The 23936-nt window shown below is 39.4% G+C and carries 25 protein-coding genes and 1 tRNA gene; 23 read left to right on the top strand and 3 right to left on the bottom strand.

Annotated features, from left to right (window positions below; translation table 11 throughout):
* Positions 1 to 77: 77 nt before the first annotated feature.
* From pflA to LG372_RS04970, 6 genes are all read left to right on the top strand, one after another.
* The gene (gene pflA / locus LG372_RS04995) at positions 78 to 872 is read left to right on the top strand and encodes a pyruvate formate-lyase-activating protein (RefSeq protein WP_001288288.1); all 795 of its coding nucleotides are present in this window, start codon (positions 78 to 80) and stop codon (positions 870 to 872) included.
* A gap of 282 nt (positions 873 to 1154) precedes the next feature.
* Entirely contained in the window at positions 1155 to 1865 is a 711-nt protein-coding gene (locus LG372_RS04990) for an ABC transporter ATP-binding protein (RefSeq protein WP_049551846.1), read from the top strand.
* Position 1866: 1 nt separating this feature from the next.
* Entirely contained in the window at positions 1867 to 2652 is a 786-nt protein-coding gene (locus tag LG372_RS04985) for an ABC transporter permease (protein WP_049551845.1), read from the top strand.
* Between the two features lies 1 nt (position 2653).
* Positions 2654 to 3373, top strand: a complete 720-nt coding sequence (locus LG372_RS04980; protein WP_115904633.1) for an ABC transporter permease — start codon at positions 2654 to 2656, stop codon at positions 3371 to 3373.
* Between the two features lie 61 nt (positions 3374 to 3434).
* Positions 3435 to 4121 (top strand): response regulator transcription factor, encoded by a 687-nt coding sequence (locus tag LG372_RS04975; RefSeq protein ID WP_049486671.1) that lies wholly within the window; start codon positions 3435 to 3437, stop codon positions 4119 to 4121.
* The gene (locus LG372_RS04970) at positions 4091 to 5179 is read left to right on the top strand and encodes a sensor histidine kinase (RefSeq protein ID WP_225742270.1); all 1089 of its coding nucleotides are present in this window, start codon (positions 4091 to 4093) and stop codon (positions 5177 to 5179) included. The genes LG372_RS04975 and LG372_RS04970 overlap by 31 nt, the downstream gene beginning before the upstream one ends.
* Positions 5180 to 5354: 175 nt before the next feature.
* Here LG372_RS04970 and yidC read toward each other — a convergent pair whose 3' ends face one another.
* Both yidC and LG372_RS04960 read right to left on the bottom strand, forming a co-directional pair.
* Positions 5355 to 6281 carry a membrane protein insertase YidC gene (gene yidC / locus LG372_RS04965; RefSeq protein WP_225742269.1) on the bottom strand — a complete coding sequence of 309 codons (927 nt, stop codon included), beginning with the start codon at positions 6279 to 6281 and terminating at the stop codon, positions 5355 to 5357.
* Between the two features lie 77 nt (positions 6282 to 6358).
* Complete coding sequence (locus tag LG372_RS04960) at positions 6359 to 6637, bottom strand: acylphosphatase (RefSeq protein WP_225742268.1); 279 nt, start codon at positions 6635 to 6637, stop codon at positions 6359 to 6361.
* A 33-nt stretch (positions 6638 to 6670) separates the two neighbouring features.
* Between LG372_RS04960 and LG372_RS04955 the strand changes: the two genes are divergently transcribed.
* The 11 genes from LG372_RS04955 (at position 6671) to LG372_RS04905 (ending at position 15483) form a co-directional block, all read left to right on the top strand.
* Positions 6671 to 7411, top strand: coding sequence for a TrmH family RNA methyltransferase (locus tag LG372_RS04955; protein ID WP_225742267.1), 741 nt, complete (start codon positions 6671 to 6673; stop codon positions 7409 to 7411).
* Positions 7412 to 7465: 54 nt separating this feature from the next.
* Positions 7466 to 8149 (top strand): Bax inhibitor-1/YccA family protein, encoded by a 684-nt coding sequence (locus LG372_RS04950; RefSeq protein ID WP_061590041.1) that lies wholly within the window; start codon positions 7466 to 7468, stop codon positions 8147 to 8149.
* Positions 8150 to 8261: 112 nt separating this feature from the next.
* Complete coding sequence (gene asnA / locus LG372_RS04945; protein ID WP_049510788.1) at positions 8262 to 9254, top strand: aspartate--ammonia ligase; 993 nt, start codon at positions 8262 to 8264, stop codon at positions 9252 to 9254.
* 64 nt (positions 9255 to 9318) lie between these two features.
* Positions 9319 to 9858 (top strand): 16S rRNA (guanine(966)-N(2))-methyltransferase RsmD, encoded by a 540-nt coding sequence (rsmD, locus tag LG372_RS04940; protein WP_225742266.1) that lies wholly within the window; start codon positions 9319 to 9321, stop codon positions 9856 to 9858.
* The gene (gene coaD / locus LG372_RS04935) at positions 9848 to 10336 is read left to right on the top strand and encodes a pantetheine-phosphate adenylyltransferase (protein WP_125430914.1); all 489 of its coding nucleotides are present in this window, start codon (positions 9848 to 9850) and stop codon (positions 10334 to 10336) included. Before rsmD ends, coaD begins: the two co-directional genes overlap by 11 nt.
* Entirely contained in the window at positions 10320 to 11357 is a 1038-nt protein-coding gene (locus LG372_RS04930) for a SepM family pheromone-processing serine protease (protein WP_061590043.1), read from the top strand. Before coaD ends, LG372_RS04930 begins: the two co-directional genes overlap by 17 nt.
* Positions 11358 to 11414: 57 nt before the next feature.
* Complete coding sequence (locus LG372_RS04925; RefSeq protein WP_080975952.1) at positions 11415 to 11645, top strand: DUF1146 family protein; 231 nt, start codon at positions 11415 to 11417, stop codon at positions 11643 to 11645.
* A gap of 23 nt (positions 11646 to 11668) precedes the next feature.
* Entirely contained in the window at positions 11669 to 12952 is a 1284-nt protein-coding gene (gene murA, locus LG372_RS04920; protein ID WP_225742265.1) for a UDP-N-acetylglucosamine 1-carboxyvinyltransferase, read from the top strand.
* Positions 12945 to 13133 (top strand): DNA-directed RNA polymerase subunit beta, encoded by a 189-nt coding sequence (locus LG372_RS04915; protein ID WP_181146597.1) that lies wholly within the window; start codon positions 12945 to 12947, stop codon positions 13131 to 13133. The genes murA and LG372_RS04915 overlap by 8 nt, the downstream gene beginning before the upstream one ends.
* Positions 13134 to 13171: 38 nt before the next feature.
* Positions 13172 to 13996, top strand: coding sequence for a DNA-entry nuclease EndA (endA, locus tag LG372_RS04910; RefSeq protein ID WP_225742264.1), 825 nt, complete (start codon positions 13172 to 13174; stop codon positions 13994 to 13996).
* Positions 13997 to 14151: 155 nt separating this feature from the next.
* Positions 14152 to 15483 carry a hemolysin family protein gene (locus LG372_RS04905; protein ID WP_049510794.1) on the top strand — a complete coding sequence of 444 codons (1332 nt, stop codon included), beginning with the start codon at positions 14152 to 14154 and terminating at the stop codon, positions 15481 to 15483.
* 299 nt (positions 15484 to 15782) lie between these two features.
* On the opposite strand, the gene LG372_RS04900 is transcribed toward LG372_RS04905, so the two are convergent.
* A tRNA-Cys gene (locus LG372_RS04900) sits at positions 15783 to 15853 on the bottom strand.
* Positions 15854 to 16014: 161 nt separating this feature from the next.
* Here LG372_RS04900 and LG372_RS04895 point away from each other — a divergent pair.
* From LG372_RS04895 to LG372_RS04870, 6 genes are all read left to right on the top strand, one after another.
* Positions 16015 to 18003 carry a peptide ABC transporter substrate-binding protein gene (locus LG372_RS04895; protein ID WP_000749582.1) on the top strand — a complete coding sequence of 663 codons (1989 nt, stop codon included), beginning with the start codon at positions 16015 to 16017 and terminating at the stop codon, positions 18001 to 18003.
* A gap of 66 nt (positions 18004 to 18069) precedes the next feature.
* Positions 18070 to 19566: an ABC transporter permease gene (locus LG372_RS04890; RefSeq protein ID WP_000759916.1), complete on the top strand. Its 1497-nt coding sequence runs from the start codon at positions 18070 to 18072 to the stop codon at positions 19564 to 19566.
* Positions 19566 to 20492, top strand: coding sequence for an oligopeptide ABC transporter permease OppC (oppC, locus tag LG372_RS04885; RefSeq protein ID WP_225742263.1), 927 nt, complete (start codon positions 19566 to 19568; stop codon positions 20490 to 20492). Before LG372_RS04890 ends, oppC begins: the two co-directional genes overlap by 1 nt.
* Positions 20493 to 20500: 8 nt before the next feature.
* Entirely contained in the window at positions 20501 to 21568 is a 1068-nt protein-coding gene (locus tag LG372_RS04880) for an ABC transporter ATP-binding protein (RefSeq protein ID WP_225742262.1), read from the top strand.
* A 10-nt stretch (positions 21569 to 21578) separates the two neighbouring features.
* Positions 21579 to 22505: an ATP-binding cassette domain-containing protein gene (locus LG372_RS04875; protein WP_125423341.1), complete on the top strand. Its 927-nt coding sequence runs from the start codon at positions 21579 to 21581 to the stop codon at positions 22503 to 22505.
* A 451-nt stretch (positions 22506 to 22956) separates the two neighbouring features.
* Positions 22957 to 23934, top strand: coding sequence for an ABC transporter substrate-binding protein (locus tag LG372_RS04870; RefSeq protein WP_225742261.1), 978 nt, complete (start codon positions 22957 to 22959; stop codon positions 23932 to 23934).
* Positions 23935 to 23936 lie beyond the last annotated feature (2 nt).

Here is a 23936-nt window from a genome sequence, read left to right as displayed (position 1 = left end):
AAATAGACAAAAATCTTGTTTTTCCTTCAAGTCGTGATATAATAAAACTATAAAACGTTTTCAAGGAAGGTAACGATATGTCTGAAGAAACAATTGATTATGGACAAGTGACAGGAATGGTGCATTCGACAGAAAGCTTTGGGTCAGTAGATGGGCCTGGTATTCGCTTTATTGTCTTTTTGCAGGGCTGTCACATGCGTTGCCAGTATTGCCACAACCCAGACACTTGGGCTATGGAGTCCAATAAATCACGTGAACGGACGGTAGATGATGTCTTGACAGAAGCCTTGCGCTACCGAGGTTTCTGGGGAAATAAGGGTGGGATTACAGTCAGTGGAGGAGAAGCCCTCTTGCAGATTGATTTCCTGATTGCCCTCTTCACTAAGGCTAAGGAACAAGGAATCCACTGTACCTTGGATACCTGTGCCCTTCCTTTCCGTAATAAACCACGTTACCTTGAGAAGTTTGACAAACTCATGGCTGTTACTGACTTGGTTCTTTTGGATATCAAGGAAATCAACGAAGAACAGCACAAGATTGTCACTAGCCAAACCAATAAAAATATCTTGGCTTGTGCCCAGTATCTATCAGATATTGGAAAACCTGTCTGGATTCGCCACGTGCTAGTTCCGGGATTGACAGATAGAGATGATGACTTGATTGAACTTGGTAAGTTCGTCAAGACCCTTAAAAATGTGGATAAGTTTGAAATTCTGCCTTATCATACTATGGGAGAATTCAAGTGGCGTGAACTGGGAATTCCATATTCACTCGAAGGGGTCAAACCTCCAACAGCAGACCGCGTCAAGAACGCTAAAAAACTCATGGATACCGAAAGTTATCAAGACTATATGAAACGTGTACATGGATAAAAAAGAAGCCTGATGGAAACATCGGGCTTTTAAGTTTACACAAATATATATAATTAAATAAAACAAAATTTTATACTCTTCGAAAATCTCTTCAAACTACGTCAGCTTCCATCTGCAACCTCAAAACAGTGTTTTGAGCAGCTTGCGGCTAGCTTCCTAGTTTGTTCTTTGATTTTCATTGAGTATTAAATCTTTTGACTCTTGAAATTCTGAAAAAAATCCGAAAAAGAATCTGTAAGATATAGTTACTTGTAGAAATATTAAATAGAATAGGGGAACATCATGGAACAAAGTATTACCATTAAAAATTTATGTAAGTCGTATGGCCAAGCTCAAATTTTAAAAGATATTTCTTTTGAAGCAAAAGCAGGTAGAGTGACTGCTTTCCTAGGTCCAAATGGAGCTGGAAAAAGTTCAACCTTACGTATTTTATTAGGATTAGACAAAGCAACATCTGGTCTTACCAAAATTGGAGATCAAACTTATAAGGAATTAAAATTTCCTCTAAAGACTGTAGGAGCTTCATTTGACAGTGTAGGTGCTCCTGATGATCGGACTGTTTATCAACATTTGAAAATTGTTGCTGCTAGTAATGGGATATCCAGTCAGCGAATTGATCAAGTCTTGGATATGGTGGATATTAGCCATAAGAAAAAATCTAAAATTGGGAAATTATCATTAGGAGAAGGACAACGATTAGGAATTGCAACAGCTCTATTAGGAAATCCTCAATATCTGATATTGGATGAACCAACTAATGGGTTGGATCCAAGAGGAATTCGGTGGTTTAGAGAGTTTATAAAAAAACAAGCTCAAGAAGGGAAGACAGTCTTGCTATCATCTCATATATTATCGGAAGTGGAAGCAGTAACAGATGATGTAGTTATCATAAATAAAGGAAAAGTTCTTATAAAAGGCACTTTACAAGAAGTGATGAAAAATCTTTCTTCACTAGAAGAAGTCTTCTTTAGTTTAACAGAGGGAGGAAAGTGACATGGCACTTATATACTCTCTTCATTCTGAAATATTGAAATTGCTTTATAGGAGAGCTACTCATGTTGTATTATTCTTGATACTGGTATTTCAAACGTTTTTAGCAAATATTGGTGCTTCTCAAATTGTTTCAGTTGGTATCCATGCTACACCAGAGACAAATCCAGAATTAGCAGAAGCTATACCTCCTATTGAATTTTTAGGTTTTGATGTCACTTTATTTGGTGTTTTTATTATGATTATCCTAGGTTCAATTTACGGAGCCGAGGAGTATAAATGCTCTGCTATTCGTACAAGTCTCCTCTCTATTACAAATCGAAGTATTTTCCTAGTTTCAAAAACATTAGTTTGGCTTGTATTTTCTTTTTTCATTTCTTTTCTATCAATATTCCTTACGATTAACATGACACATTATGTTTTAGGACAAGATGGCTTATTGCTTTTTTCACTAAATGGAACAGTTTGGTTCTATATGTTTTTAGCCAGTATAGCTTGGACTTTGTTGGGACTTCTAGCCTATATTATGGCTTTGACATTTAAAACAGCCATTGTTCCTCTATTATTTTTGCTTCCCCAAGTCTACAATTTAGGAACATTCTTAGCAAACTATATATCGGTTGCAAAATTTCTTCCAGTTGCATTGGGGCAAGGATTGATTGCTACATCTCCTCAAATTTTAGAACATAATAGTTTACAAAATATTTTATTTTTACTTTGTTGGAACTTCTCATTCTTGGCTTTAGCAATCTACCGATTACTTAAGTCAGATATTGGAGGAGGTGAATAAGTTGAAAGAGCAACTTAAAAGTGAGTATCTCAAGTTTATGATGAATCCTTGGCACTGGTTGGTTATAGGTGCTCTATTACTGTGTGTTCCAGCGTTAGTTATTTTTTTAAATAGTAAGCCAGACCAGTTGACTCTACAGTTTGTTTTGGAACAGCTACTGCAAAGTCTCTATTTAGGACAGGCAGGTTTCGTTAGTCTAGCGGCTCTATTTATAGGTCAAGAATTTACAGGTTCTAGCCTTCGTACCAGTTTTCTTACCTGTCCAAATCGTTTGAAATTTATAATATCTAAACTAGCTATTCTATTATGTATTGAAATTATCCTATTGGTCGCTGTAATATCATTATGCGTACTAATCGCCCAAGGATACTACAATATCAATCTTTTGAGCAATATTAAACATGTTCTAACAATTCTATTTCCAGCTTGTATTTCTATTCTAACCTTCGCTCTTTTAAGTGGTATTTTTGTATTTATTTCCCAGTCTTTTATCTTAATTTTGGGAATCAGTTTATCCCTTTTATTAGGGTTGGGGCAAATGTTACTACAATTCAGTTCTTTTTTTAGAAATTTACCATTACTAGCTAGTATGAATTGTTTTTATACCTATCCATTGTCTCTTTATTATCCAGTGTGGCAAGGCTTAGGGATACAAATAGTTTGGTTGTTAATTGTTTTTCTATTTGCTACATTGATACTTATAGGAAAAAATTTACGCTAAAGACAGGGGATATCCTGTCTTTTTCTCAGGTAGTGCTATAATATATTCAGGAGGGTGAGTTATGGCTTATAAAATTTTGGTTGTAGATGATGATCTTGCTATTCTTCGCCTAATAAAAAAAGTACTAGAATATGAAAAATATGAAGTAGTCATACGAAATAAGATAGAAGAGATTGATCTTTGTGATTTTACAGGCTTTGACTTGATTCTATTAGATATTATGATGCCTGTTAGTGGTTTAGAAATCTGTCAGATAATTCGCGAGCAGATAACTGTTCCTATCTGTTTTATAACTGCCAAGGATATGGATGAAGACTTAGTAGCTGGAATCAATGCAGGTGCTGATGATTATATTATGAAGCCCTTTAGTATGCAAGAACTTTTAGCACGTGTTAAAATGCACTTGCGTCGTGAAGAACGGACTAAAGGAAATGTTCATCAAATAAAGATTGGGAAGCTTATACTATATACGGATAGTAAGGAACTATTTGTAAACGATGATAAGATTGCTCTGACAAGGAGGGAATTTGACATAGTGAATCTTTTGGCAAGCAACCCAAGTAAAATATATTCTATAGAGGAAATTTATAATTATCTATATCCACAAAGTTCAGGAGCTCTTTTACGTTCGGTTTCAGAGTATATTTATCAAATTCGTCAAAAGCTGAAACCTTATCAATTAAATCCAATTAAAACCTTGTACGGTGGAGGATATCAATGGGTAGAATCAAAAGTTTTAGACAATTAATTCGAGAAACCTGTTGGAGAATTATTTGGCAGTTTAGTCTTGGCTTACTAATGGCCTATCTTATTCCCTTAGCTTCAGTATCTATACAAATAAATGAAGATGGGAAACCTCTAAACAATAGTGGTGTTCTATCAATCTTTTTTAATGTGTCATCATGGATATATATTTGTGTTTTATTGATTGTTCTAATAAGTTATCACATTGGAAAATTGTTGAAAAAACTGAGTTATGAAATGACTTTAATTTATGAAAATAGTATGTGGTTGGAGAGGGAATGTACAGAAAGTTTAACAGTTAAAGAATTTCGTGAGACAGGAAATCGGATTATTATGATGCAAGATAGAATTCGACAATTAATAGTTGATAAGAAAGAACAGAAAGAAGATTTGATGTTTCAGGTTTCAGCAGCTTCTCATGATTTAAAGACACCCTTAACCATTATTAGGGGAAATGTAGAATTCTTGCAGGCGATAACTGAAAACGACCAATCTCAAGAATGCTTAGCAGATATAGAAAGAGCTAGTCAACAGTTACTAGATTATTTCAATCAATTGATTCACTATTCTAAAACCTATTATGATGATGAGACAGGTTGGACGGAGTATTCCTCTTCAGATTTTATCAATGAATTAGAGAAAGAAGTCTCTTTTTTGATAAAAAATCAGATGAAGTTTTCTTTTGAACAAAATGTGAAAGGAACTGAAAACTATTATATAAATCCATCTCTTCTGATTCGTGCCATACAAAATATTTTAACAAATGCTTTGGAATACGCCGATAAACAGAACCCTAAAATTAAAATTAGAGTAGAGCAAGAGGGGAAGGAATTGAAAATAGGTATATGGAATAATGGTTCGGAATTTCCAGAGGAAGTTTTAACTAATTTTGGAAAGCTCTTTTATCGTATGGATAAAGCTAGATCGGTTAAAGAGCAACATTATGGTATTGGACTTAGTTTTGTATGTAGAGTTGCAAAACTACACAAAGGCCGAGTTGAGCTTAGAAATAGAGACGCGGGAGCAGAAGTTTTAATAACTGTGAATTGTATTAAATCATAGTGATTTACTTGTTAATTATGATTGAATATATTTTATATGTGAGCTTTTAAACTATTTAACTTTTTTGACTAGTATAAGATGTAACGGTAGATAATAAAAACGAATGATGATATCTAGTTGATGAAAACTATTTATCATTCATTCGTTTTTTAATTATTGGATAATTTACGTAGCTTTATCTCGAACGTTGTTTTCCAGCGTTGCGATTTTTGTGTTTTTTCTTGCTTGTGATAGCAGTTGGTTGTTCAGGGGTAACGTCTTTTCGTCCACTTGGTGTAGAGAAAGCACGTGCTTTTGGTGGGTTCTTGGCTAGTTCTTCACGGACTTTTTTGCGAAGTTTTGGACGAACGATATAGTTGACGATAAACTGTTGGAGAATCATCATGAAACCACCGACAACCCAGTAAAGTGTGACACTGGCTGGTGAAATGAGGGAGAAGACAACAATCGTGATTGGGCTCACGTAAGCCATTTTCTTGATTTGTTCTCTTTGCGTTTCGTCTTCTACTCCGTGAAGTGAAAGGAGTGATTGAAGATAGTAAAGAACACCGGCGCAGGCAACCAAAATCATACTTGGAGAACCTAGAGGAATTCCTAGGTAGCTTGCTTGAGCAACACCTTCAGTATGTTGGGCAGCAAAGTAGATAGCAGAGAAGAAAGGCATTTGAAGGAGGATAGGGAAACATCCTACACCACCAAACATGCTGATGCCGTGCTCTTTTTGAGCTGCAAAGAGAGCTTGTTGGGCTTCGAGTTTTTCTTCTTGAGTAGTTGCTTCTTTGAGACGCGTTTGGTGTGGCTCAAGGACGTGCTTGAGGGCGTTCATCTTTTCAGAGTGAAGCGTTGCCTTCCATGATTGGTAGATACCAAGTGGCAAGATAATCAAGCGCACGATAATGGTTACGATAATGATAGCGACACCAAAGCCTAGACCTTTATCAGTAGCGAAGTACTTGATAGCTTCTCCCATCGGGGCACCCAAGAAATCCCAAACGGGACCAATTGGCTTACCTGTTGCTTTATCAATCTGAACGCAACCTGCCAAAACTAGCAACATAGCCACTCCCATAGCTGAGAGTGCAAAACGTTTAATAGATTTCACTGTTTTTATTCCTTCTTTAAAAATTATACCTTTCTATTCTACTGTTTTTTTACAAAATATACAATAGTTCTAGAGACCTAATTTGCGATTTTAAAGTCAGGGTAGGGAGGAAAGTTGCTCAGTTGGACATCTAAGTAGCTGACTTTTGAAAAAGGTGTTGGTCCTTTGCGGATTTCTTGGATAAATTTTGCCATGGTAGCAGATGAGTTTGCTTGGGCTAAAATTTCCACTGTGCCATCGTCGTTATTCCATACTCGACCTGTGATGCCACCAATTTCAAGTGCTAAGCTGTAAACACCCCAACGAAAGCCGACTCCTTGCACCCTACCTTGGGCAATCATTCTAACCTTTTGCATACCAAACCCCTTCGATTGTGTTATAATATTTCTATGACTATTATAACCTCAAAAGCCAATTCTGTGGTAAAAAATGCCAAGAAATTACACCAAAAAAAATACCGCAAGTCTTCCTATTTGATTGAAGGCTGGCACTTGTTTGAAGAATCTGTTCAAGCTGGAGTGACGATTGAGAAAATCTTTGCCCTAGAAAGTTACCGAGATCAGTTAGCTACTTTTCCGCAAACTGTCTGGGTGTCAGAGGAAATTTTGCTAGATTTGGCGGATTCTCAGACTCCACAGGGAATCGTTGCGGTGGTTCAAAAAGAAGAAGTAGGGCAAGCTGACTTTAGTCAGGGAAAGTTCTTGTTTTTGGAAGATGTGCAAGATCCTGGTAATGTGGGAACGATCATTCGGACTGCGGATGCAGCAGGTTTTACTGGAGTGATTGTTTCAGATAAATCGGCAGATATTTACAGTCTCAAGACCCTACGTTCCATGCAAGGAAGTCATTTTCATCTGCCTATTTACCGGATGTCGAGCCAAACGCTTCTCGAGAAAGCTAAAAAGGCAGGTATCCCAGTGCTGGCAACAACCCTATCTAAAGATTCTGTTGATTACAGAGAACTGTCTTCTATAGAAAATTTTGTACTAGTCATGGGAAATGAGGGGCAAGGAATTAGTCCCCTCATGGTTGAAAGTGCAGACCAGTTGGTCCACATTAGTATGAAGGGGCAGGCGGAGAGTTTGAATGTTGCCGTTGCGGCCGGTATTTTAATTTTCCATTTAAGCTAATTTTAACTTTCTTTGTTATAATCAAGGAAAGATGTTCATAGAAAAGGAGAAAAGATGAATCACACTATTATTCATGACCGCGCAGGTCTCAATCAATTTTACGCTAAGGTTTATGCCTTTGTTGGTCTGGGAATCGGACTATCCGCTTTAGTATCAGGTCTTATGTTGACGGTCTTTCAATCTCAGTTGGTTTACTTTTTGATGCAGGGTCGTCTCTGGTTGACCATTGCTACTTTTGCGGAGTTGGCCTTGGTTTTCGTTGCCAGTAACATGGCCTTAAAGAATAGTCCAGCGGCTCTTCCAGTATTTTTACTTTACTCTGTTTTAAACGGCTTTACTCTTAGTTTTGTGGTGGCCTTCTATACTCCGGGTACAGTTTTATCCGCCTTTGTGTCTAGCGCCCTTCTCTTCTTTGTCATGGCGGCAGTTGGCATGTTCACCAAGAAAGATTTGAGTGGCCTTGGTCGGGCTATGATGGCGGCTCTTATCGGTTTGCTGATTGCCATGGTAGTTAATATTTTCTTGGCTAGCGGTTTCTTTGATTATATGATTAGCGTAGCCATGGTTTTGGTTTTCTCAGGGCTGATTGCTTCAGATAACCAAAAAATTCGCTATGCCTATGAGCAATCACAAGGTCGTGTAGCGACAGGTTGGGTTGTGTCAATGGCTCTTAGTATCTATCTTGATTTTATCAATCTTTTCCTAAGTATTTTACGTATCTTTGGTCGCAATGACTAGAAGGTCCCTAACATCAGTGTTCCAAGGAGCACTGATTTTTTTCGTATTTGCTCTTTTCTTTTCTTGGAAATAGGTGTATAATGCTTTTAATTAATTTTTTGAGGAGTAGTTTATGAAGAAAAGTTTTATCCATCAACAAGAAGAGATTTCCTTTGTCAAAAACACTTTTACCCAGTATTTGAAAGATAAGTTAGAAGTTGTCGAAGTTCAAGGTCCTATCTTGAGCAGGGTCGGCGACGGGATGCAGGATAATTTATCAGGTGTGGAGAATGCCGTATCGGTCAAGGTTCTCCAAATCCCTGATGCTACTTATGAAGTTGTGCACTCACTTGCTAAATGGAAACGCCATACCTTGGCCCGTTTTGGTTTCGGTGAGGGTGAAGGTCTCTTCGTCCACATGAAGGCCCTTCGTCCAGACGAAGATTCGCTTGATGCGACCCACTCTGTTTATGTTGACCAGTGGGACTGGGAGAAGGTTATCCCAAATGGACAACGTAACATTGCCTACCTAAAAGAAACAGTTGAGAAGATTTATAAGGCTATTCGTCTGACTGAGCTAGCTGTTGAAGCCCGCTATGATATTGAGTCTGTCTTGCCAAAACAAATCACCTTTATCCACACAGAAGAGTTGGTAGAACGCTACCCAGACTTGACACCAAAAGAGCGTGAAAATGCTATTTGTAAAGAATTTGGAGCAGTCTTCTTGATCGGTATCGGTGGTGAATTACCAGACGGTAAACCGCACGATGGACGTGCACCAGACTACGATGACTGGACAAGTGAGTCTGAAAATGGCTATAAGGGTCTAAATGGTGATATTCTTGTTTGGAATGAGTCTTTAGGTGGAGCCTTTGAGTTGTCTTCTATGGGAATCCGTGTAGATGAAGAAACTCTTCGCCGTCAGGTTGCCATCACAGGTGATGAAGACCGTTTAGAATTGGAATGGCACAAGGCTTTGTTGAATGGCCTATTCCCATTGACAATCGGTGGAGGCATTGGACAATCTCGGATGGCCATGTTCCTACTTCGCAAGAAACACATCGGAGAAGTGCAAACAAGTGTTTGGCCTCAAGAAGTCCGCGATACTTACGAAAATATTTTATAGAGAATCGAACCGCAAGGTTCGGTTTTCTTTCTCTTTTCGCCCATAATTTGGTATAATAAACGGTATGAAAATCGTATCAGGAATCTATGGAGGACGACCTCTCAAAACGTTAGAAGGCAAGACGACAAGACCTACTTCAGATAAGGTTAGGGGAGCCATTTTTAACATGATTGGTCCCTACTTTGAAGGTGGACGAGTCTTGGACCTTTATGCAGGTAGTGGTGCTTTATCTATCGAGGCAGTATCGCGTGGCATGTCCAGCGCTGTTTTGGTGGAGCGAGACCGTAAGGCTCAGGCTATCGTGGCTGAAAATATTCAGATGACCAAGGAAGTTGGGAAATTTCAACTTCTCAAAATGGATGCAGAAAGGGCATTGGAACAGGTATCTGGGGGATTTGACCTCATTTTCTTAGACCCTCCTTATGCCAAGGAACAAATCGTAGCAGATATTGAAAAAATGGCTGAGAGAGACCTTTTTTCTGAAGATGTCATGGTCGTGTGTGAGACGGATAAGGCCGTTGAACTTCCAGAAGAAATTGCCTGCCTGGGTATCTGGAAGGAAAAGATTTATGGAATTAGTAAGGTAACAGTTTATGTCAGATAAGATTGGCTTATTCACAGGCTCGTTTGATCCGATGACAAATGGGCATCTGGATATCATTGAACGGGGGAGCAGACTTTTTGATAAGCTCTATGTCGGAATTTTTTTCAATCCCCACAAACAGGGATTTCTCCCTCTTGAAAATCGTAAACGGGGGCTAGAAAAGGCTTTGGAACATTTGGAAAATGTTGAAGTCGTGTTTTCACATGATGAATTGGTGGTTGATGTTGCAAAAAGACTGGGGGCTACCTTTCTAGTACGAGGCTTGAGAAATGCAAAGGATTTGCAATATGAAGCCAGTTTTGATTACTACAACCATCAACTGTCTCCTGATATAGAGACCATTTATTTACATAGCAGACCTGAACATCTTTATATCAGTTCATCAGGTGTTAGAGAACTTTTGAAGTTCGGTCGGGATATTGCTTGCTATGTTCCTGAGAGTATTTTGGAGGAAATAAGAAATGAAAAAAAAGATTAGATGGCCCTTATATGTCATTGCGGCCTTGATTGTGACTTTCTTGGCATTTGTAGTGCCCTTGCCCTACTATATAGAGGTTCCAGGTGGTTCGGAAGATATTCGCCAAGTCCTTAAAGTCAATGACACAGAAGATAAGGAAGCTGGTGCCTATCAATTCGTTACGGTTGGTGTTCAGCACGCTACTTTATCCCATATGATTTATGCGTGGTTGACGCCTTTTACAGATATTCGTAGTGCCCAAGAGACTACAGGTGGCTCTTCTGATGTTGAATTTATGCGGATTAATCAATTCTACATGCAAACATCGCAAAATATGGCCAAGTATCAAGGGCTAAAAACAGCTGGTAAAGATATTGAACTTAAATATCTTGGGGTTTATGTTTTGACTGTGACGGATAATTCGACCTTTAAAGGGATTCTCAACATCTCTGATACGGTCACAGCAGTCAATGATCAAACCTTTGACAGTTCCAAAGACTTGATTGATTACGTCAATTCTCAAAAACTAGGGGACTCCGTCAAGGTCACCTATGAAGAGGATGGGCAAACCAAGTCTGCAGAAGGTAAGATTATCACCTTGGAAAATGGCAAAAATGGGATTGGAATCGGCTTGATTGACCGTACAGAAGTGACCAGTGATATCCCAATTCGTTTTTCAACAGCCGGTATCGGTGGTCCAAGTGCAGGCCTCATGTTTAGTCTGGCCATCTATACCCAAATAGCTGACCCAGGCCTTCGTAATGGCCGCATTGTTGCCGGTACAGGAACTATTGACCGCGATGGGAATGTGGGGGACATTGGAGGTATTGATAAGAAAGTTGTAGCTTCGGCTAGAGAAGGTGCCGCGATTTTCTTTGCCCCTGATAACCCTGTTAGCGAAGAAGAACAAAAAGCGCATCCAGATGCCAAAAACAACTACCAAACAGCCCTAGAAGCAGCCAAAACAATCAAGACAGATATGAAAATCGTGCCAGTTAAAACCCTACAAGATGCGATTGATTACTTGAAAAACAATCCCTAATTTCTAAGGGAAGTTTCCAAACTAGCGTACAAACAGAGAAGATGGTATAATAGTCAAATGGTTCAATTATTATTCACTCTAAGCAGTCACATGCTCTTTATTTATGTGAGTTTTTACCTTTTAAAGGATCTTGTTAGATGGGAAAAGGTTTTAAAAGTGACAGCTGAGAATACAAGAAAAGTTCGTTTACTAGTAGCCTTTTTCAGCATTGTAATGGGCTACATCATGAGTTCTTTCTTTATCAGCTTGTATCAGTTGTGGCAAGAAGCGCTTAGAGGATTATTATAAAATCAAGAGTAAAGGAAATAAGTATGGAAAAAATTGTGGTTCAAGGTGGCGGTAATCGTCTGGTAGGAAGTGTTACGATCGAAGGAGCAAAGAATGCAGTCTTGCCCCTGTTGGCAGCGACTATTCTAGCAAGTGAAGGAAAGACCGTCCTGCAGAATGTTCCTATCTTGTCAGATGTTTTCACTATGAATCAGGTGGTTCGTGGTTTGAATGCTAAGGTGGATTTTAATGAAGAATCTCATCTTGTTGAGGTGGACGCAACTGGCGATATCACTGAGGAAGCTCCTTACAAGTATGTCAGCAAGATGCGTGCATCTATCGTTGTCTTGGGACCAATTCTTGCCCGTGTAGGTCATGCTAAGGTATCTATGCCAGGTGGTTGTACGATTGGTAGCCGCCCTATTGATCTTCATTTGAAAGGTCTAGAAGCTATGGGGGCTAAGATTAGTCAGACAGCTGGTTACATCGAAGCCAAGGCTGATCGCTTACATGGAGCTCATATCTACATGGACTTCCCAAGTGTTGGTGCTACGCAGAACTTGATGATGGCAGCGACTCTGGCTGATGGGGTGACAGTGATTGAAAATGCTGCGCGTGAGCCTGAGATTGTGGACCTCGCTATTCTCCTCAATGAAATGGGAGCTAAGGTTAAGGGTGCTGGCACAGAGACCATTACCATTACCGGTGTTGAGAAACTTCATGGTACGACTCACAATGTGGTCCAAGACCGTATCGAAGCAGGAACCTTTATGGTAGCTGCTGCTATGACTGGTGGTGATGTCTTGATTAAAGATGCTGTTTGGGAGCACAACCGTCCCTTGATTGCCAAATTGCTTGAAATGGGAGTGGAAGTGACAGAGGAGACTGAAGGGATTCGAGTTCGCTCTCAACTAGAAAATCTAAAAGCTGTTCATGTGAAAACCTTGCCCCATCCAGGATTTCCAACAGATATGCAGGCTCAATTTACAGCCTTGATGACCGTCGCAAAAGGCGAATCAACTATGGTGGAGACAGTTTTCGAAAATCGTTTCCAACACTTAGAAGAAATGCGTCGCATGGGCTTGCATTCTGAGATTATCCGTGATATAGCTCGTATTGTTGGTGGACAGGCTTTGCAGGGGGCAGAAGTTCTTTCAACTGACCTTCGTGCCAGTGCTGCCTTAATTTTGACAGGTTTGGTAGCACAAGGAGAAACTGTAGTTGGTAAATTGGTTCACTTGGATAGAGGTTACTACCGTTTCCATGAGAAGTTGGCGCAGCTAGGTGCTAAGATTCAGCGGATTGAGGCAAGTGATGAAGATGAATAAGAAATCAAGCTACGTAATCAAGCGTTTACTTTTAGTCATTCTAGTACTGATTTTAGGTGCTCTAGCCCTAGGAATCGGTTTAATGGTAGGTTATGGAATCTTGGGCAAGGGTCAAGATCCATGGGCTATCCTGTCTCCAGCAAAATGGCAGGAATTGATTCATAAATTTACAGGAAATTAGGCTGGAGAACCAGTCTTTTTCTAGAGATAAGGAGAAAAATGGATAAAAAAACAAGACAGACACTGATCGGACTGCTAGTGTTATTGCTTTTATCTGCGGGAAGCTATTATATCAAGCAGATGCAGTCGACAGCTAATAGTCCTAAAACCAAGCTTAGTAAGAAAAAACAAGCGTCTGAAGCTCCTAGTCAAGAATTGGCAGAGAGTGTCTTGACAGACGCAGTCAAGAGTCAAATAAAAGGGAGTCTGGAGTGGAATGGCTCGGGTGCTTTTATCGTCAATGGTAATAAAACAAATCTAGATGCCAAGGTTTCAAGTAAGCCCTACGCTGATAATAAAACAAAGACAGTGGGCAAGGAAACAGTGGCAACCGTAGCTAATGCCCTCTTGTCTAAGGCTACTCGCCAGTACAAGAATCGTGAAGAAACTGGGAATGGTTCGACTTCATGGACTCCTCCAGGCTGGCATCAGGTTAAGAATCTAAAGGGTACTTATACCCATGCGGTCGATAGAGGTCACTTGTTAGGCTATGCCTTAATCGGTGGCTTGGATGGTTTTGATGCCTCAACAAGCAATCCTAAAAACATTGCTGTTCAAACAGCCTGGGCAAATCAGGCACAGGCCGAAGATTCGACTGGTCAAAACTACTATGAAAGTATGGTACGTAAAGCCTTGGACCAAAACAAGCGTGTCCGTTACCGTGTAACCCTTTATTACGCTTCAAACGAGGACTTAGTTCCTTCAGCTTCACAGATTGAAGCCAAGTCTTCAGACGGAGAATTGGAATTTAATGTCCTAGTTCCCAATGTTCAAAAAGGGCTTCAACTGGATTACCGAACTGGAGAAGTAACGGTAACTCAGTAAAAGATAACATAAACTCCTATGTCACTTGTGGATATAGGAGTTCTTCTTTTACTAGTTTCAGCAGGGCTAGAATAGGCACTAAGAAAAAAATAATATGTACTGGACTATATTTTGTGATATAATAAAGGATAAGATACTATTTTAGGAGAAGAACTATGGAAGACCCAAGTAGTCAGAATTTGTTGCTACAATTTGTTTTATTGTTTATCTTGACGGTGTTAAATGCCTTTTTCTCAGCCACAGAAATGGCCATGGTTTCACTTAACCGTGCGCGAGTTGAACAAAAGGCAGAAGAAGGAGATAGACGCTATATCCGTCTGCTGAAGGTGCTAGAAAATCCTAACCACTTTTTATCAACCATTCAAGTAGGGATTACCCTGATTACGATCTTATCAGGGGCGAGTTTGGCAGAAACTCTGGGACGAGAAATTGCATCTTGGCTTGGAAATGGCGAAACAGCTTATGCCGTTGCAAGTTTTCTATCTTTAGCATTTTTGACTTATATTTCCATCGTTTTTGGGGAATTGTATCCTAAGAGAATCGCTCTTAATCTAAAGGATGCCTTGGCGATTCGTACAGCGCCAGTTATCATTGGGCTGGGGAAACTAGTTAGTCCCTTTGTTTGGCTCTTGTCTGCATCTACCAATCTCTTGAGTCGCTTGACTCCTATGACCTTTGACGATGCTGATGAAAAAATGACCCGTGATGAAATTGAATACATGCTGACAAATAGTGAAGAAACACTAGATGCTGACGAAATTGAAATGTTACAAGGAATTTTTTCACTGGACGAATTAATGGCCAGAGAAGTCATGGTTCCTCGAACGGATGCCTTTATGGTCGATATTCAGGATGATAGTCAAACCATCATCCAAAGTATTTTAAAACAAAATTATTCTCGTATCCCTGTCTATGATGGGGATAAGGACAATGTGATTGGGATCATTCACACCAAGAGTCTCCTTAAGGCGGGTTTTGTGGACGGTTTTGACAATATTGTTTGGAAGAAAATCTTACAAGATCCACTCTTTGTTCCTGAAACTATTTTTGTGGATGACTTGTTAAAAGAATTGCGTAATACCCAAAGACAAATGGCAATCTTGCTAGATGAATACGGTGGGATGGCTGGTTTGGTGACTCTGGAAGACCTCTTAGAGGAAATCGTTGGGGAAATCGATGATGAAACGGACAAAGCAGCAATAGATGTTCATCAGATTGGCGATGGTACTTACATTGTTCAAGGTACCATGAATCTCAATGATTTTAATGACTACTTTGATGTTGAACTGGAAAGTGATGACGTTGATACCATCGCTGGTTACTATTTGACAGGAGTTGGGACCATTCCAACGACTGAGAAACTCAGTTATGAATTAGTCAGTCAAAACAAGCAGCTTATCCTAACCAATGATAAAGTGAAAAATGGACGTGTTACCAAGGTAAAAGTCCAAATTACCGAAGTTGAAATAGAAGAAGAAACAGAGTAAACTAGAGGCTTTTGTCACCAGGTGTGACGAAGCTTTTTCAGTTGATTTCATACTCTTCGAAAATCAAATTCAAACCGCGTCAACGTCGCCTTGCCGTACGCAAGTACAGCCTGCGGCTAGTTTCCTAGTTTGCTCTTTGATTTTCATTGAGTATCAAAAGATTGTCTCCTAAAAAGAAGTTTGCCCCAAATTCACCCCAAAAGTTTTTGTAAGTTATATGTATTTATCCGAAGAAAACAAAAAAAGCCCTTTAAACTGGGCTTTCTGTTTAAATGAAACTTGAAAAATCAAGTTATAGAAGGCGGTAGACGGATTTGAACCGACGATCAAGCTTTTGCAGAGCCGTGCCTTACCACTTGGCTATACCGCCTTAACGTTTATTATTATACCTTGAAAATGATTTTCAGTCAATAGCTTTTTCAGATTTTTTGTGTCAATAAGCCTAAATATTCTGAAAATTCGTTTACTTTTCTTGAAATCTATGATATAATTGATGATAACCTATACTTTATTTATAAGAGGAGTAAATAAATGAAAAAAAGTCAAGTGCTTGCTGTAGCGGGAGCTACCTTATTAGCGTCAGGAGTTCTAGCTGCGTGTTCAAACACTAGTTCAAACAATGCTAAACTAGCAAAAGATTACCAATATGTTTATCAAACAGATCCAGAAACCTTGGATTATATCGTCAGCAATATCGATTCAACATCATTCGTCACAACAAATGCTGTAGATGGTTTGTTGGCTAATGATAAATATGGTAACCTGGTTCCTTCTATTGCTGAATCATGGACAGTTTCAAAAGATGGTTTGACATATACCTATAAAATCCGTAAGGATGCTAAATGGGTGACAGCAGAGGGAGAAGAATACGCTCCTGTAACTGCTAAAGACTTCGTTACTGGTTTGAAACACGCCGTAGATGGAAAATCAAAAGGACTTTCAATCGTTAGCTCTTCTATTAAGGGATTAGAAGCCTATATTAAGGGTGAAACAAGCGATTTTTCAACCGTTGGAGTAAAAGCACTTGATGATCAAACACTAGAATATACCTTGAACCAGCCAGAAACTTTCTGGAATGACAAGACCACTAGTGGTGTTTTGATGCCGGTTAATGAAGAATTCTTAACTTCAAAAGGGGAAGGTTTTGGTGCCCCAACCGATGCTAACTCTATTCTTTATAACGGTCCATTTGTCTTAAAATCTGTAACTCCAAAATCATCTATCGAGATGGCTAAAAATGATGCTTACTGGGACAAAGAAAATGTAAAAATTGAGAACGTTAAGTTCACTTTCTGGGATGGTAAGGACCAAGATGTGATTGCTAAAGGTTTTGCTGATGGTCAATATAGCAAGGCTCGTATCTTCCCTACAAGTTCTACATATGAAAAATATGCAGCTGACTTTAAAGATAACATTTACTTTAATGAACCAGGAGCGGGTGTTGCAACTGTCAGCTTGAATTATGGCCGTACAACCTATAACCACACTGCCAAAACAAGTGATGCCCAAAAGACATCTACTCAGAAAGCATTGCTAAACAAGGAATTCCGTCAAGCCTTGAACTTTGCTGTCGATCGCAATTCTTATTCAGCTCAAACAAATGGTACTGATGGAGCTGCAGTAGCCATCCGTAATACATTTGCACCTTATAATCTTCAAGTTGGTAAGAAAACATTTGGTGAATTGGTACAAGATAGCTTGGCTAAGACAAATTCTTCTACTTGGTCAAACGTGTCTCTAGCAGATTCTCAAAATGGACTTTACAATGAAGAAAAAGCGAAAGAAGTCTTTGCTAAAGCTAAATCAAGCCTACAAGCTGAAGGTGTTGAATTCCCAATCCACTTGGATGCCTTGGTTATCCAAGAATCAACAGCGGTTGTAAACCGTGTTCAATCATTGAAACAATCAATTGAAAAAGTATTGGGTTCAGATAATGTTGTTGTAGACTTACAACAAATGACTCAAGCGGAAGCTTTACCAATTTCATTTAGCGCTCCAACAGCTAAAGAGCAAGACTGGGATATCCATACCTTGCTAGGATGGAACCCTGACTATCAAGATCCTTCTACTTTCTTGGATCAATTCGTCCTTAAGGGAGGAAGCACTCGTCTTTACCTTGGTATTGACCAAAACACAGATGCATCAGTAGTAAGCAAACTTGGTTTAGCTGACTATGGAAAATTACTTGATGACGCAAACAGCGAAAACCAAGATGTTCAAAAACGTTATGAAAAATACGCGGTGGCACAAGCTTGGTTGACTGACAATGCTTTGACAATTCCAGTAATGGCTTCTCCTAAAGAAACAGCCGTTTCATATGTTTCAAAAGTTCTACCATTTAGCTCTTCATATTCTGTAGCCGGCCTTAAAGGTGAAAATTCAGGATACTTGAAGTACACTGAAGTTGGTGAAAAAGCAATCACCAAAGAAGAGTATGAAAAAGCTCGTGAAAAATGGTTGAAAGAAAAGACTGAGTCAAACGAGAAAGCTCAAAAAGAATTGGCAAGTCATGTGAAGTAAATAATTTTCAATAGAACTTTCTCTCCATGAGGAGAAGGTTCTTTTGGGATTTTTAAAGGAAATGATATGAAAAAATATATTTTTATGCGTGTTTTGCGGTCCTTGGTTTCTATCTTCTTAGTAACAACCTTGACCTACACGATTATCTATACAATGGTTCCTCGAAAATTGATTTTCAAACAGGATACCAACTATAACAAGATTGCGACAACTGCTGATAAACGTGATAACTATGAGAATACCGTTTATGAGCGTATGGGCTATATCGAGTACTACGATACCAAAGAGTTGCAAGAAAAAGCTAGCCAGATGGATGCTTCTGTAACAGTTGAAGCAAATGACACCAACAAGGCTATCTATGAAAAATACATCAAACAAATCGGTCATGGTTGGACCTTGGGAGAATTTACTGAAAGTGGTCAATTCTACGCTACTCGTGAAATTCCAATTTTTGAACGTGTTTTCAAATTCTATGCTAACTTGATTGACATTGACCATACTAATAAAATTCAAGACCCTGAAAATCCAGACTTGAAACGTTACCTTCGTTTCGAAAACGATCCGGCTATCGGATGGTCATTGGTCGGTTCAGGTACTAAACACAAATATCTCTTGTACTTCAACAGTCAGTTCCCATTTGTGCATCAAAACTTTGTGAACATTAATTTAGGTGACTCTTATCCAACCTATGCTAATAGCCCTGTTTTACAGGTTATTACTCAAGGACAAGGGCAAACAAAAACATCTCAAGTTCAGTTCCCAACAGGTAAGAAAACTTCTTCTGTAAATATTTACTCAAGAACCTACAAATCACCTAGTCAGGCTGACTCTCGTGAAGTGGCTAACTATGGGAAAGATGATCCATATACTGCAACTGAAAGCAACTACCAATATCCTTCTATGATTGCTAGCTCTGCAGTCGTTGGATTGATCGGTTTGGTGATTTCTTATGCGATTGCTGTGCCACTTGGTTCAGCTATGGCTCGCTTCAAGAATACTTGGATTGATAGCTTTTCAACAGGGGCTTTGACCTTCTTGATGGCTCTTCCAACAATTGCCTTGGTTTATATCGTTCGTTTGGCTGGTTCTTCAATCGGCTTGCCAGATTCATTCCCTATCTTGGGTGCTGGAGATTGGCGTTCGTATGTTTTACCAGCAGTTATCCTTGGTTTGTTGGGTGCTCCTGGTACCGCTATTTGGATTCGTCGTTATATGATTGACTTGCAATCACAAGACTTTGTACGTTTTGCTCGTGCAAAAGGTTTGTCTGAAAAAGAAATTTCAAACAAACACATCTTTAAAAATGCCATGGTTCCGCTGGTTTCAGGAATTCCTGGCGCTGTTATCGGGGTTATCGGTGGTGCAACCCTTACTGAAACAGTCTTCGCTTTCCCAGGCATGGGTAAAATGTTGATTGACTCTGTAAAAGCATCTAATAACTCTATGGTCGTTGGTCTTGTCTTCATCTTTACATGTATTTCTATCTTCTCACTTCTTTTGGGAGATATTTGGATGACTATTATTGACCCACGTATTAAATTGACTGAGAAAGGAGGCAAATAATGTCTACAATCGATAAAGAAAAATTTCAGTTTGTAAAACGTGACGATTTTGCCTCTGAAGCCATTGATGCGCCAGCTTATTCATACTGGGGATCAGTGTTTAGACAATTTATGAAGAAAAAATCAACTGTAGTCATGTTGGGAATTTTGATAGCCATCATTTTGATGAGTTTCATCTACCCAATGTTTTCTAAGTTTGATTTCAATGATGTCAGCAAGGTAAATGACTTTAGTGCTCGTTATATCAAGCCAAATGCTCAGCATTGGTTCGGTACAGACAGTAACGGTAAATCTCTCTTTGACGGTGTCTGGTTCGGAGCTCGTAACTCTATCCTCATTTCTGTGATTGCAACAGTGATTAACTTGGTTATCGGTGTCTTTGTCGGTGGTATTTGGGGAATTTCAAAATCAGTTGACCGCGTGATGATGGAAGTTTATAACGTCATCTCAAACATCCCATCTCTTTTGATTGTCATTGTCTTGACTTACTCAATCGGAGCTGGATTCTGGAATCTGATTTTTGCCATGAGTGTAACAACATGGATTGGGATTGCCTTCATGATTCGTGTGCAAATCTTGCGTTATCGTGACTTGGAATACAACTTGGCGTCACGTACCTTGGGAACACCAACCTTGAAGATTGTTGCCAAAAACATCATGCCACAATTGGTATCTGTTATTGTGACAACCATGACTCAAATGCTTCCAAGCTTTATCTCATACGAAGCCTTCTTGTCTTTCTTCGGTCTTGGATTGCCGATTACAGTGCCAAGTTTGGGTCGTTTGATTTCAGATTATTCACAAAACGTAACAACTAATGCTTACTTGTTCTGGATTCCATTGACAACTCTTGTCTTGGTATCCTTATCCCTTTTCGTAGTTGGTCAAAACTTAGCGGATGCTAGTGATCCACGTACACATAGATAGGAGTAGAAATGACAAAAGAAAAAAATGTAATTTTGACTGCTCGCGATATTGTCGTGGAATTTGACGTTCGTGACAAAGTATTGACAGCCATTCGCGGCGTTTCCCTTGAACTAGTTGAAGGAGAAGTACTAGCCTTGGTAGGTGAGTCAGGATCAGGGAAATCTGTTTTGACAAAGACCTTCACAGGTATGCTTGAAGAAAATGGTCGCATTGCCCAAGGAAGTATTGACTACCGTGGTCAAGATTTGACAGCTCTATCTTCTCACAAGGATTGGGAACAAATTCGTGGTGCTAAGATTGCGACTATCTTCCAAGATCCAATGACTAGTTTGGACCCAATTAAAACAATTGGTAGTCAGATTACAGAAGTTATTGTAAAACACCAAGGAAAAACGCCTAAAGAAGCGAAAGAATTGGCCATTGACTACATGAATAAGGTTGGGATTCCAGATGCAGATAGACGTTTTGATGAATACCCATTCCAATATTCTGGAGGAATGCGTCAACGTATCGTTATTGCTATTGCCCTTGCCTGCCGACCTGATGTCTTGATCTGTGATGAGCCAACGACTGCCTTGGATGTGACCATCCAAGCACAGATTATTGATTTGCTAAAATCTTTGCAAAACGAGTATCATTTCACAACAATTTTTATCACCCACGACCTTGGTGTGGTAGCAAGTATTGCGGATAAGGTAGCGGTTATGTATGCAGGAGAAATCGTTGAGTATGGAACTGTTGAGGAAGTCTTCTATGACCCTCGCCATCCATATACATGGAGTCTCTTGTCTAGCTTGCCTCAGCTTGCTGATGATAAAGGGGATCTTTACTCAATCCCAGGAACACCTCCGTCACTTTATACTGACTTGAAAGGGGATGCCTTTGCCTTGCGTTCAGACTATGCAATGCAGATTGACTTCGAACAAAAAGCTCCTCAATTCTCAGTATCAGAGACGCATTGGGCTAAAACTTGGCTTCTTCATGAGGATGCTCCGAAAGTAGAAAAACCAGCTGTGATTGCAAATCTTCATGATAAGATCCGTGAAAAAATGGGATTTGCCCATCTGGCTAACTAGGAGGAAGGAAATGTCTGAAAAATTAGTAGAAATCAAAGATTTAGAAATTTCCTTCGGTGAAGGAAGTAAGAAGTTTGTCGCGGTTAAAAATGCTAACTTCTTTATCAACAAGGGAGAAACTTTCTCGCTTGTAGGTGAGTCAGGAAGTGGGAAAACAACGATTGGTCGTGCTATCATCGGTCTCAATGATACAAGTAATGGAGATATCATTTTTGAAGGTCAAAAGATTAATGGTAAGAAATCGCGTGAACAAGCTGCGGAATTGATTCGTCGTATCCAGATGATTTTTCAAGACCCTGCCGCAAGTTTGAATGAACGTGCGACTGTTGATTATATTATTTCTGAAGGTCTTTACAATCATCATCTGTTCAAGGATGAAGAAGAACGTAAAGAGAAAGTTCAAAATATTATCCGTGAAGTAGGTCTGCTTGCTGAGCACTTGACTCGTTACCCTCATGAGTTCTCAGGTGGTCAACGTCAACGTATCGGTATTGCCCGTGCCTTGGTCATGCAACCAGACTTTGTTATTGCGGATGAGCCCATTTCAGCCTTGGACGTTTCTGTTCGTGCCCAAGTCTTGAACTTGCTCAAAAAATTCCAAAAAGAACTTGGTTTGACCTATCTCTTCATCGCCCATGACTTGTCGGTTGTTCGCTTTATTTCAGATCGTATCGCAGTTATTTACAAGGGTGTTATTGTAGAGGTTGCTGAAACAGAAGAATTGTTTAACAATCCAATTCACCCATATACTCAGGCCTTGCTTTCAGCGGTTCCAATTCCAGATCCAATCTTGGAACGTAAGAAGGTCTTGAAGGTTTACGACCCAAGTCAACACGACTATGAGACTGATAAGCCATCTATGGTAGAAATCCGTCCAGGTCACTATGTTTGGGCTAACCAAGCCGAATTGGCACGTTACCAACAAGGACTAAACTAATAATGGTTTTATAATTTCCATGTCAACTTTTATGGAAATTATAAACCTTTTTTGTTGGACTGATTTGAAAAGCTTTGAAAGCTCCTTGAAAGAATTTTCGAAAAATTTTAAAAAATTCTGAAATATTCTTGACAGCTAATGAAAAAGGTGGTAAGATAGAAAACATCAAAAAAGAAAGCAGAAAAAGAAATGAATAAGAAACAAGCTGTAACGATGAATCAAAACTTTTACTTTAGCTACTTTAGATAGTGTTTGTAGACATGTCACCATGGATGCAAACAGTTCAAGCAATTTGTTTGTATCTATGTGGCTAAGATTTTTGATTGTGGTCCATATAGATGAATATCTAAATGGACTAGCAAAGTTATAACTTGTTAGATTATTTCAAGCATCCGTTTAGATAGTATCTAGGCGGTTTTTTGTTTTATCTTTTCTGAGAAGGAGTTTCATTATGAAAGTTGTTCGAAAATTACTAGCACCCCTCTTGGTAGTGGGGATTCTCTTGACCTCTCTGATTAGTTTACATCAGTTGAAGGCAGATAAGAAAAAAGATGTATTTCGTATCGGTATTTCGCAGTTTATTACTCATCAATCTTTGGACGCTACTAGAGAAGGTTTTGTGGATGAGCTGGCTAAGCAAGGCTATGTTGAAGGGAAAAATATCGAGATTGATTTGCAAAATGCACAGGGAGAACAACGAAACCTAAAAACGATTTCCCAGCAACTAGCAGAATCTAGTGATGTCGTTCTAGCCATCGCAACGCCTTCTGCTCAGAGCTTGGCCAATACAACACAAACGACGCCTGTTATCTTTTCAGCGGTAACAGATCCTGTCAGTGCCAAGTTGGTTGAGTCAAGAGAACATCCTGGAGGCAATGTAACTGGGACAAGCGACCAGTCATCAGATGCCATTTCAACCCAAATCAATTTGATAAAGAAAGTGTTGCCCAAGGCTAAAACTATTGGAATTCTCTATACTCAGAGTGAGCCCAATTCAGTTGTCCAAAAGGATGAAGCTAAGCGACTTCTGGAAGAAAAAGGCTTTACCGTTGTTGAAAAAACAATCTTGGACAGTAACAACGTCAAGGCTGCAGCAGAGAGCTTGATGGCAGAGGTGGATATGGTTTTTGTGCCAACGGATAATATCATTTCGTCAACCATGGAAACAGTCAAGCAGGTTTCTATTAAACACAAGGTTCCAGTATTCGGTGGTTCAACAGAAATGATTGCTGTTGGTGGCTTGTATAACTACGGTACCAATTATGAAGAATTGGGGCGTCAGACAGCACGCATGTTGATTCGTGTCTTAAAAGGTGAGAAGCCAGAAAATATAGCAGTTGAGTTGCCTGAAAAACTGGAATTGCATACCAATCAAGAAATGGCAGAAGTATTGGGAATTGATATTAGTAAGTTAGAAGGCAAGGAATAGGG

The organism is Streptococcus sp. Marseille-Q5112, assembly GCF_916700555.1.
Classification (GTDB): domain Bacteria; phylum Bacillota; class Bacilli; order Lactobacillales; family Streptococcaceae; genus Streptococcus; species Streptococcus symci.
The sequence above is the reverse complement of the archived record's forward strand: the minus strand, read 5'-3'. Positions and strand labels throughout refer to the sequence as shown.

Bases quoted from the DNA above. Each gene is read 5' to 3' on its own strand.
- pflA (WP_001288288.1), top strand. From the start codon at position 78: ATGTCTGAAGAAACAATTGATTATGGACAAGTGACAGGAATGGTGCAT.
- LG372_RS04990 (WP_049551846.1), top strand. From the start codon at position 1,155: ATGGAACAAAGTATTACCATTAAAAATTTATGTAAGTCGTATGGCCAA.
- LG372_RS04985 (WP_049551845.1), top strand. From the start codon at position 1,867: ATGGCACTTATATACTCTCTTCATTCTGAAATATTGAAATTGCTTTAT.
- LG372_RS04975 (WP_049486671.1), top strand. From the start codon at position 3,435: ATGGCTTATAAAATTTTGGTTGTAGATGATGATCTTGCTATTCTTCGC.
- LG372_RS04970 (WP_225742270.1), top strand. From the start codon at position 4,091: ATGGGTAGAATCAAAAGTTTTAGACAATTAATTCGAGAAACCTGTTGG.
- LG372_RS04960 (WP_225742268.1), bottom strand. From the start codon at position 6,637: ATGCAAAAGGTTAGAATGATTGCCCAAGGTAGGGTGCAAGGAGTCGGC.
- LG372_RS04955 (WP_225742267.1), top strand. From the start codon at position 6,671: ATGACTATTATAACCTCAAAAGCCAATTCTGTGGTAAAAAATGCCAAG.
- LG372_RS04950 (WP_061590041.1), top strand. From the start codon at position 7,466: ATGAATCACACTATTATTCATGACCGCGCAGGTCTCAATCAATTTTAC.
- asnA (WP_049510788.1), top strand. From the start codon at position 8,262: ATGAAGAAAAGTTTTATCCATCAACAAGAAGAGATTTCCTTTGTCAAA.
- rsmD (WP_225742266.1), top strand. From the start codon at position 9,319: ATGAAAATCGTATCAGGAATCTATGGAGGACGACCTCTCAAAACGTTA.
- coaD (WP_125430914.1), top strand. From the start codon at position 9,848: ATGTCAGATAAGATTGGCTTATTCACAGGCTCGTTTGATCCGATGACA.
- LG372_RS04930 (WP_061590043.1), top strand. From the start codon at position 10,320: ATGAAAAAAAAGATTAGATGGCCCTTATATGTCATTGCGGCCTTGATT.
- LG372_RS04925 (WP_080975952.1), top strand. From the start codon at position 11,415: ATGGTTCAATTATTATTCACTCTAAGCAGTCACATGCTCTTTATTTAT.
- murA (WP_225742265.1), top strand. From the start codon at position 11,669: ATGGAAAAAATTGTGGTTCAAGGTGGCGGTAATCGTCTGGTAGGAAGT.
- LG372_RS04915 (WP_181146597.1), top strand. From the start codon at position 12,945: ATGAATAAGAAATCAAGCTACGTAATCAAGCGTTTACTTTTAGTCATT.
- endA (WP_225742264.1), top strand. From the start codon at position 13,172: ATGGATAAAAAAACAAGACAGACACTGATCGGACTGCTAGTGTTATTG.
- LG372_RS04905 (WP_049510794.1), top strand. From the start codon at position 14,152: ATGGAAGACCCAAGTAGTCAGAATTTGTTGCTACAATTTGTTTTATTG.
- LG372_RS04895 (WP_000749582.1), top strand. From the start codon at position 16,015: ATGAAAAAAAGTCAAGTGCTTGCTGTAGCGGGAGCTACCTTATTAGCG.
- LG372_RS04890 (WP_000759916.1), top strand. From the start codon at position 18,070: ATGAAAAAATATATTTTTATGCGTGTTTTGCGGTCCTTGGTTTCTATC.
- oppC (WP_225742263.1), top strand. From the start codon at position 19,566: ATGTCTACAATCGATAAAGAAAAATTTCAGTTTGTAAAACGTGACGAT.
- LG372_RS04880 (WP_225742262.1), top strand. From the start codon at position 20,501: ATGACAAAAGAAAAAAATGTAATTTTGACTGCTCGCGATATTGTCGTG.
- LG372_RS04875 (WP_125423341.1), top strand. From the start codon at position 21,579: ATGTCTGAAAAATTAGTAGAAATCAAAGATTTAGAAATTTCCTTCGGT.
- LG372_RS04870 (WP_225742261.1), top strand. From the start codon at position 22,957: ATGAAAGTTGTTCGAAAATTACTAGCACCCCTCTTGGTAGTGGGGATT.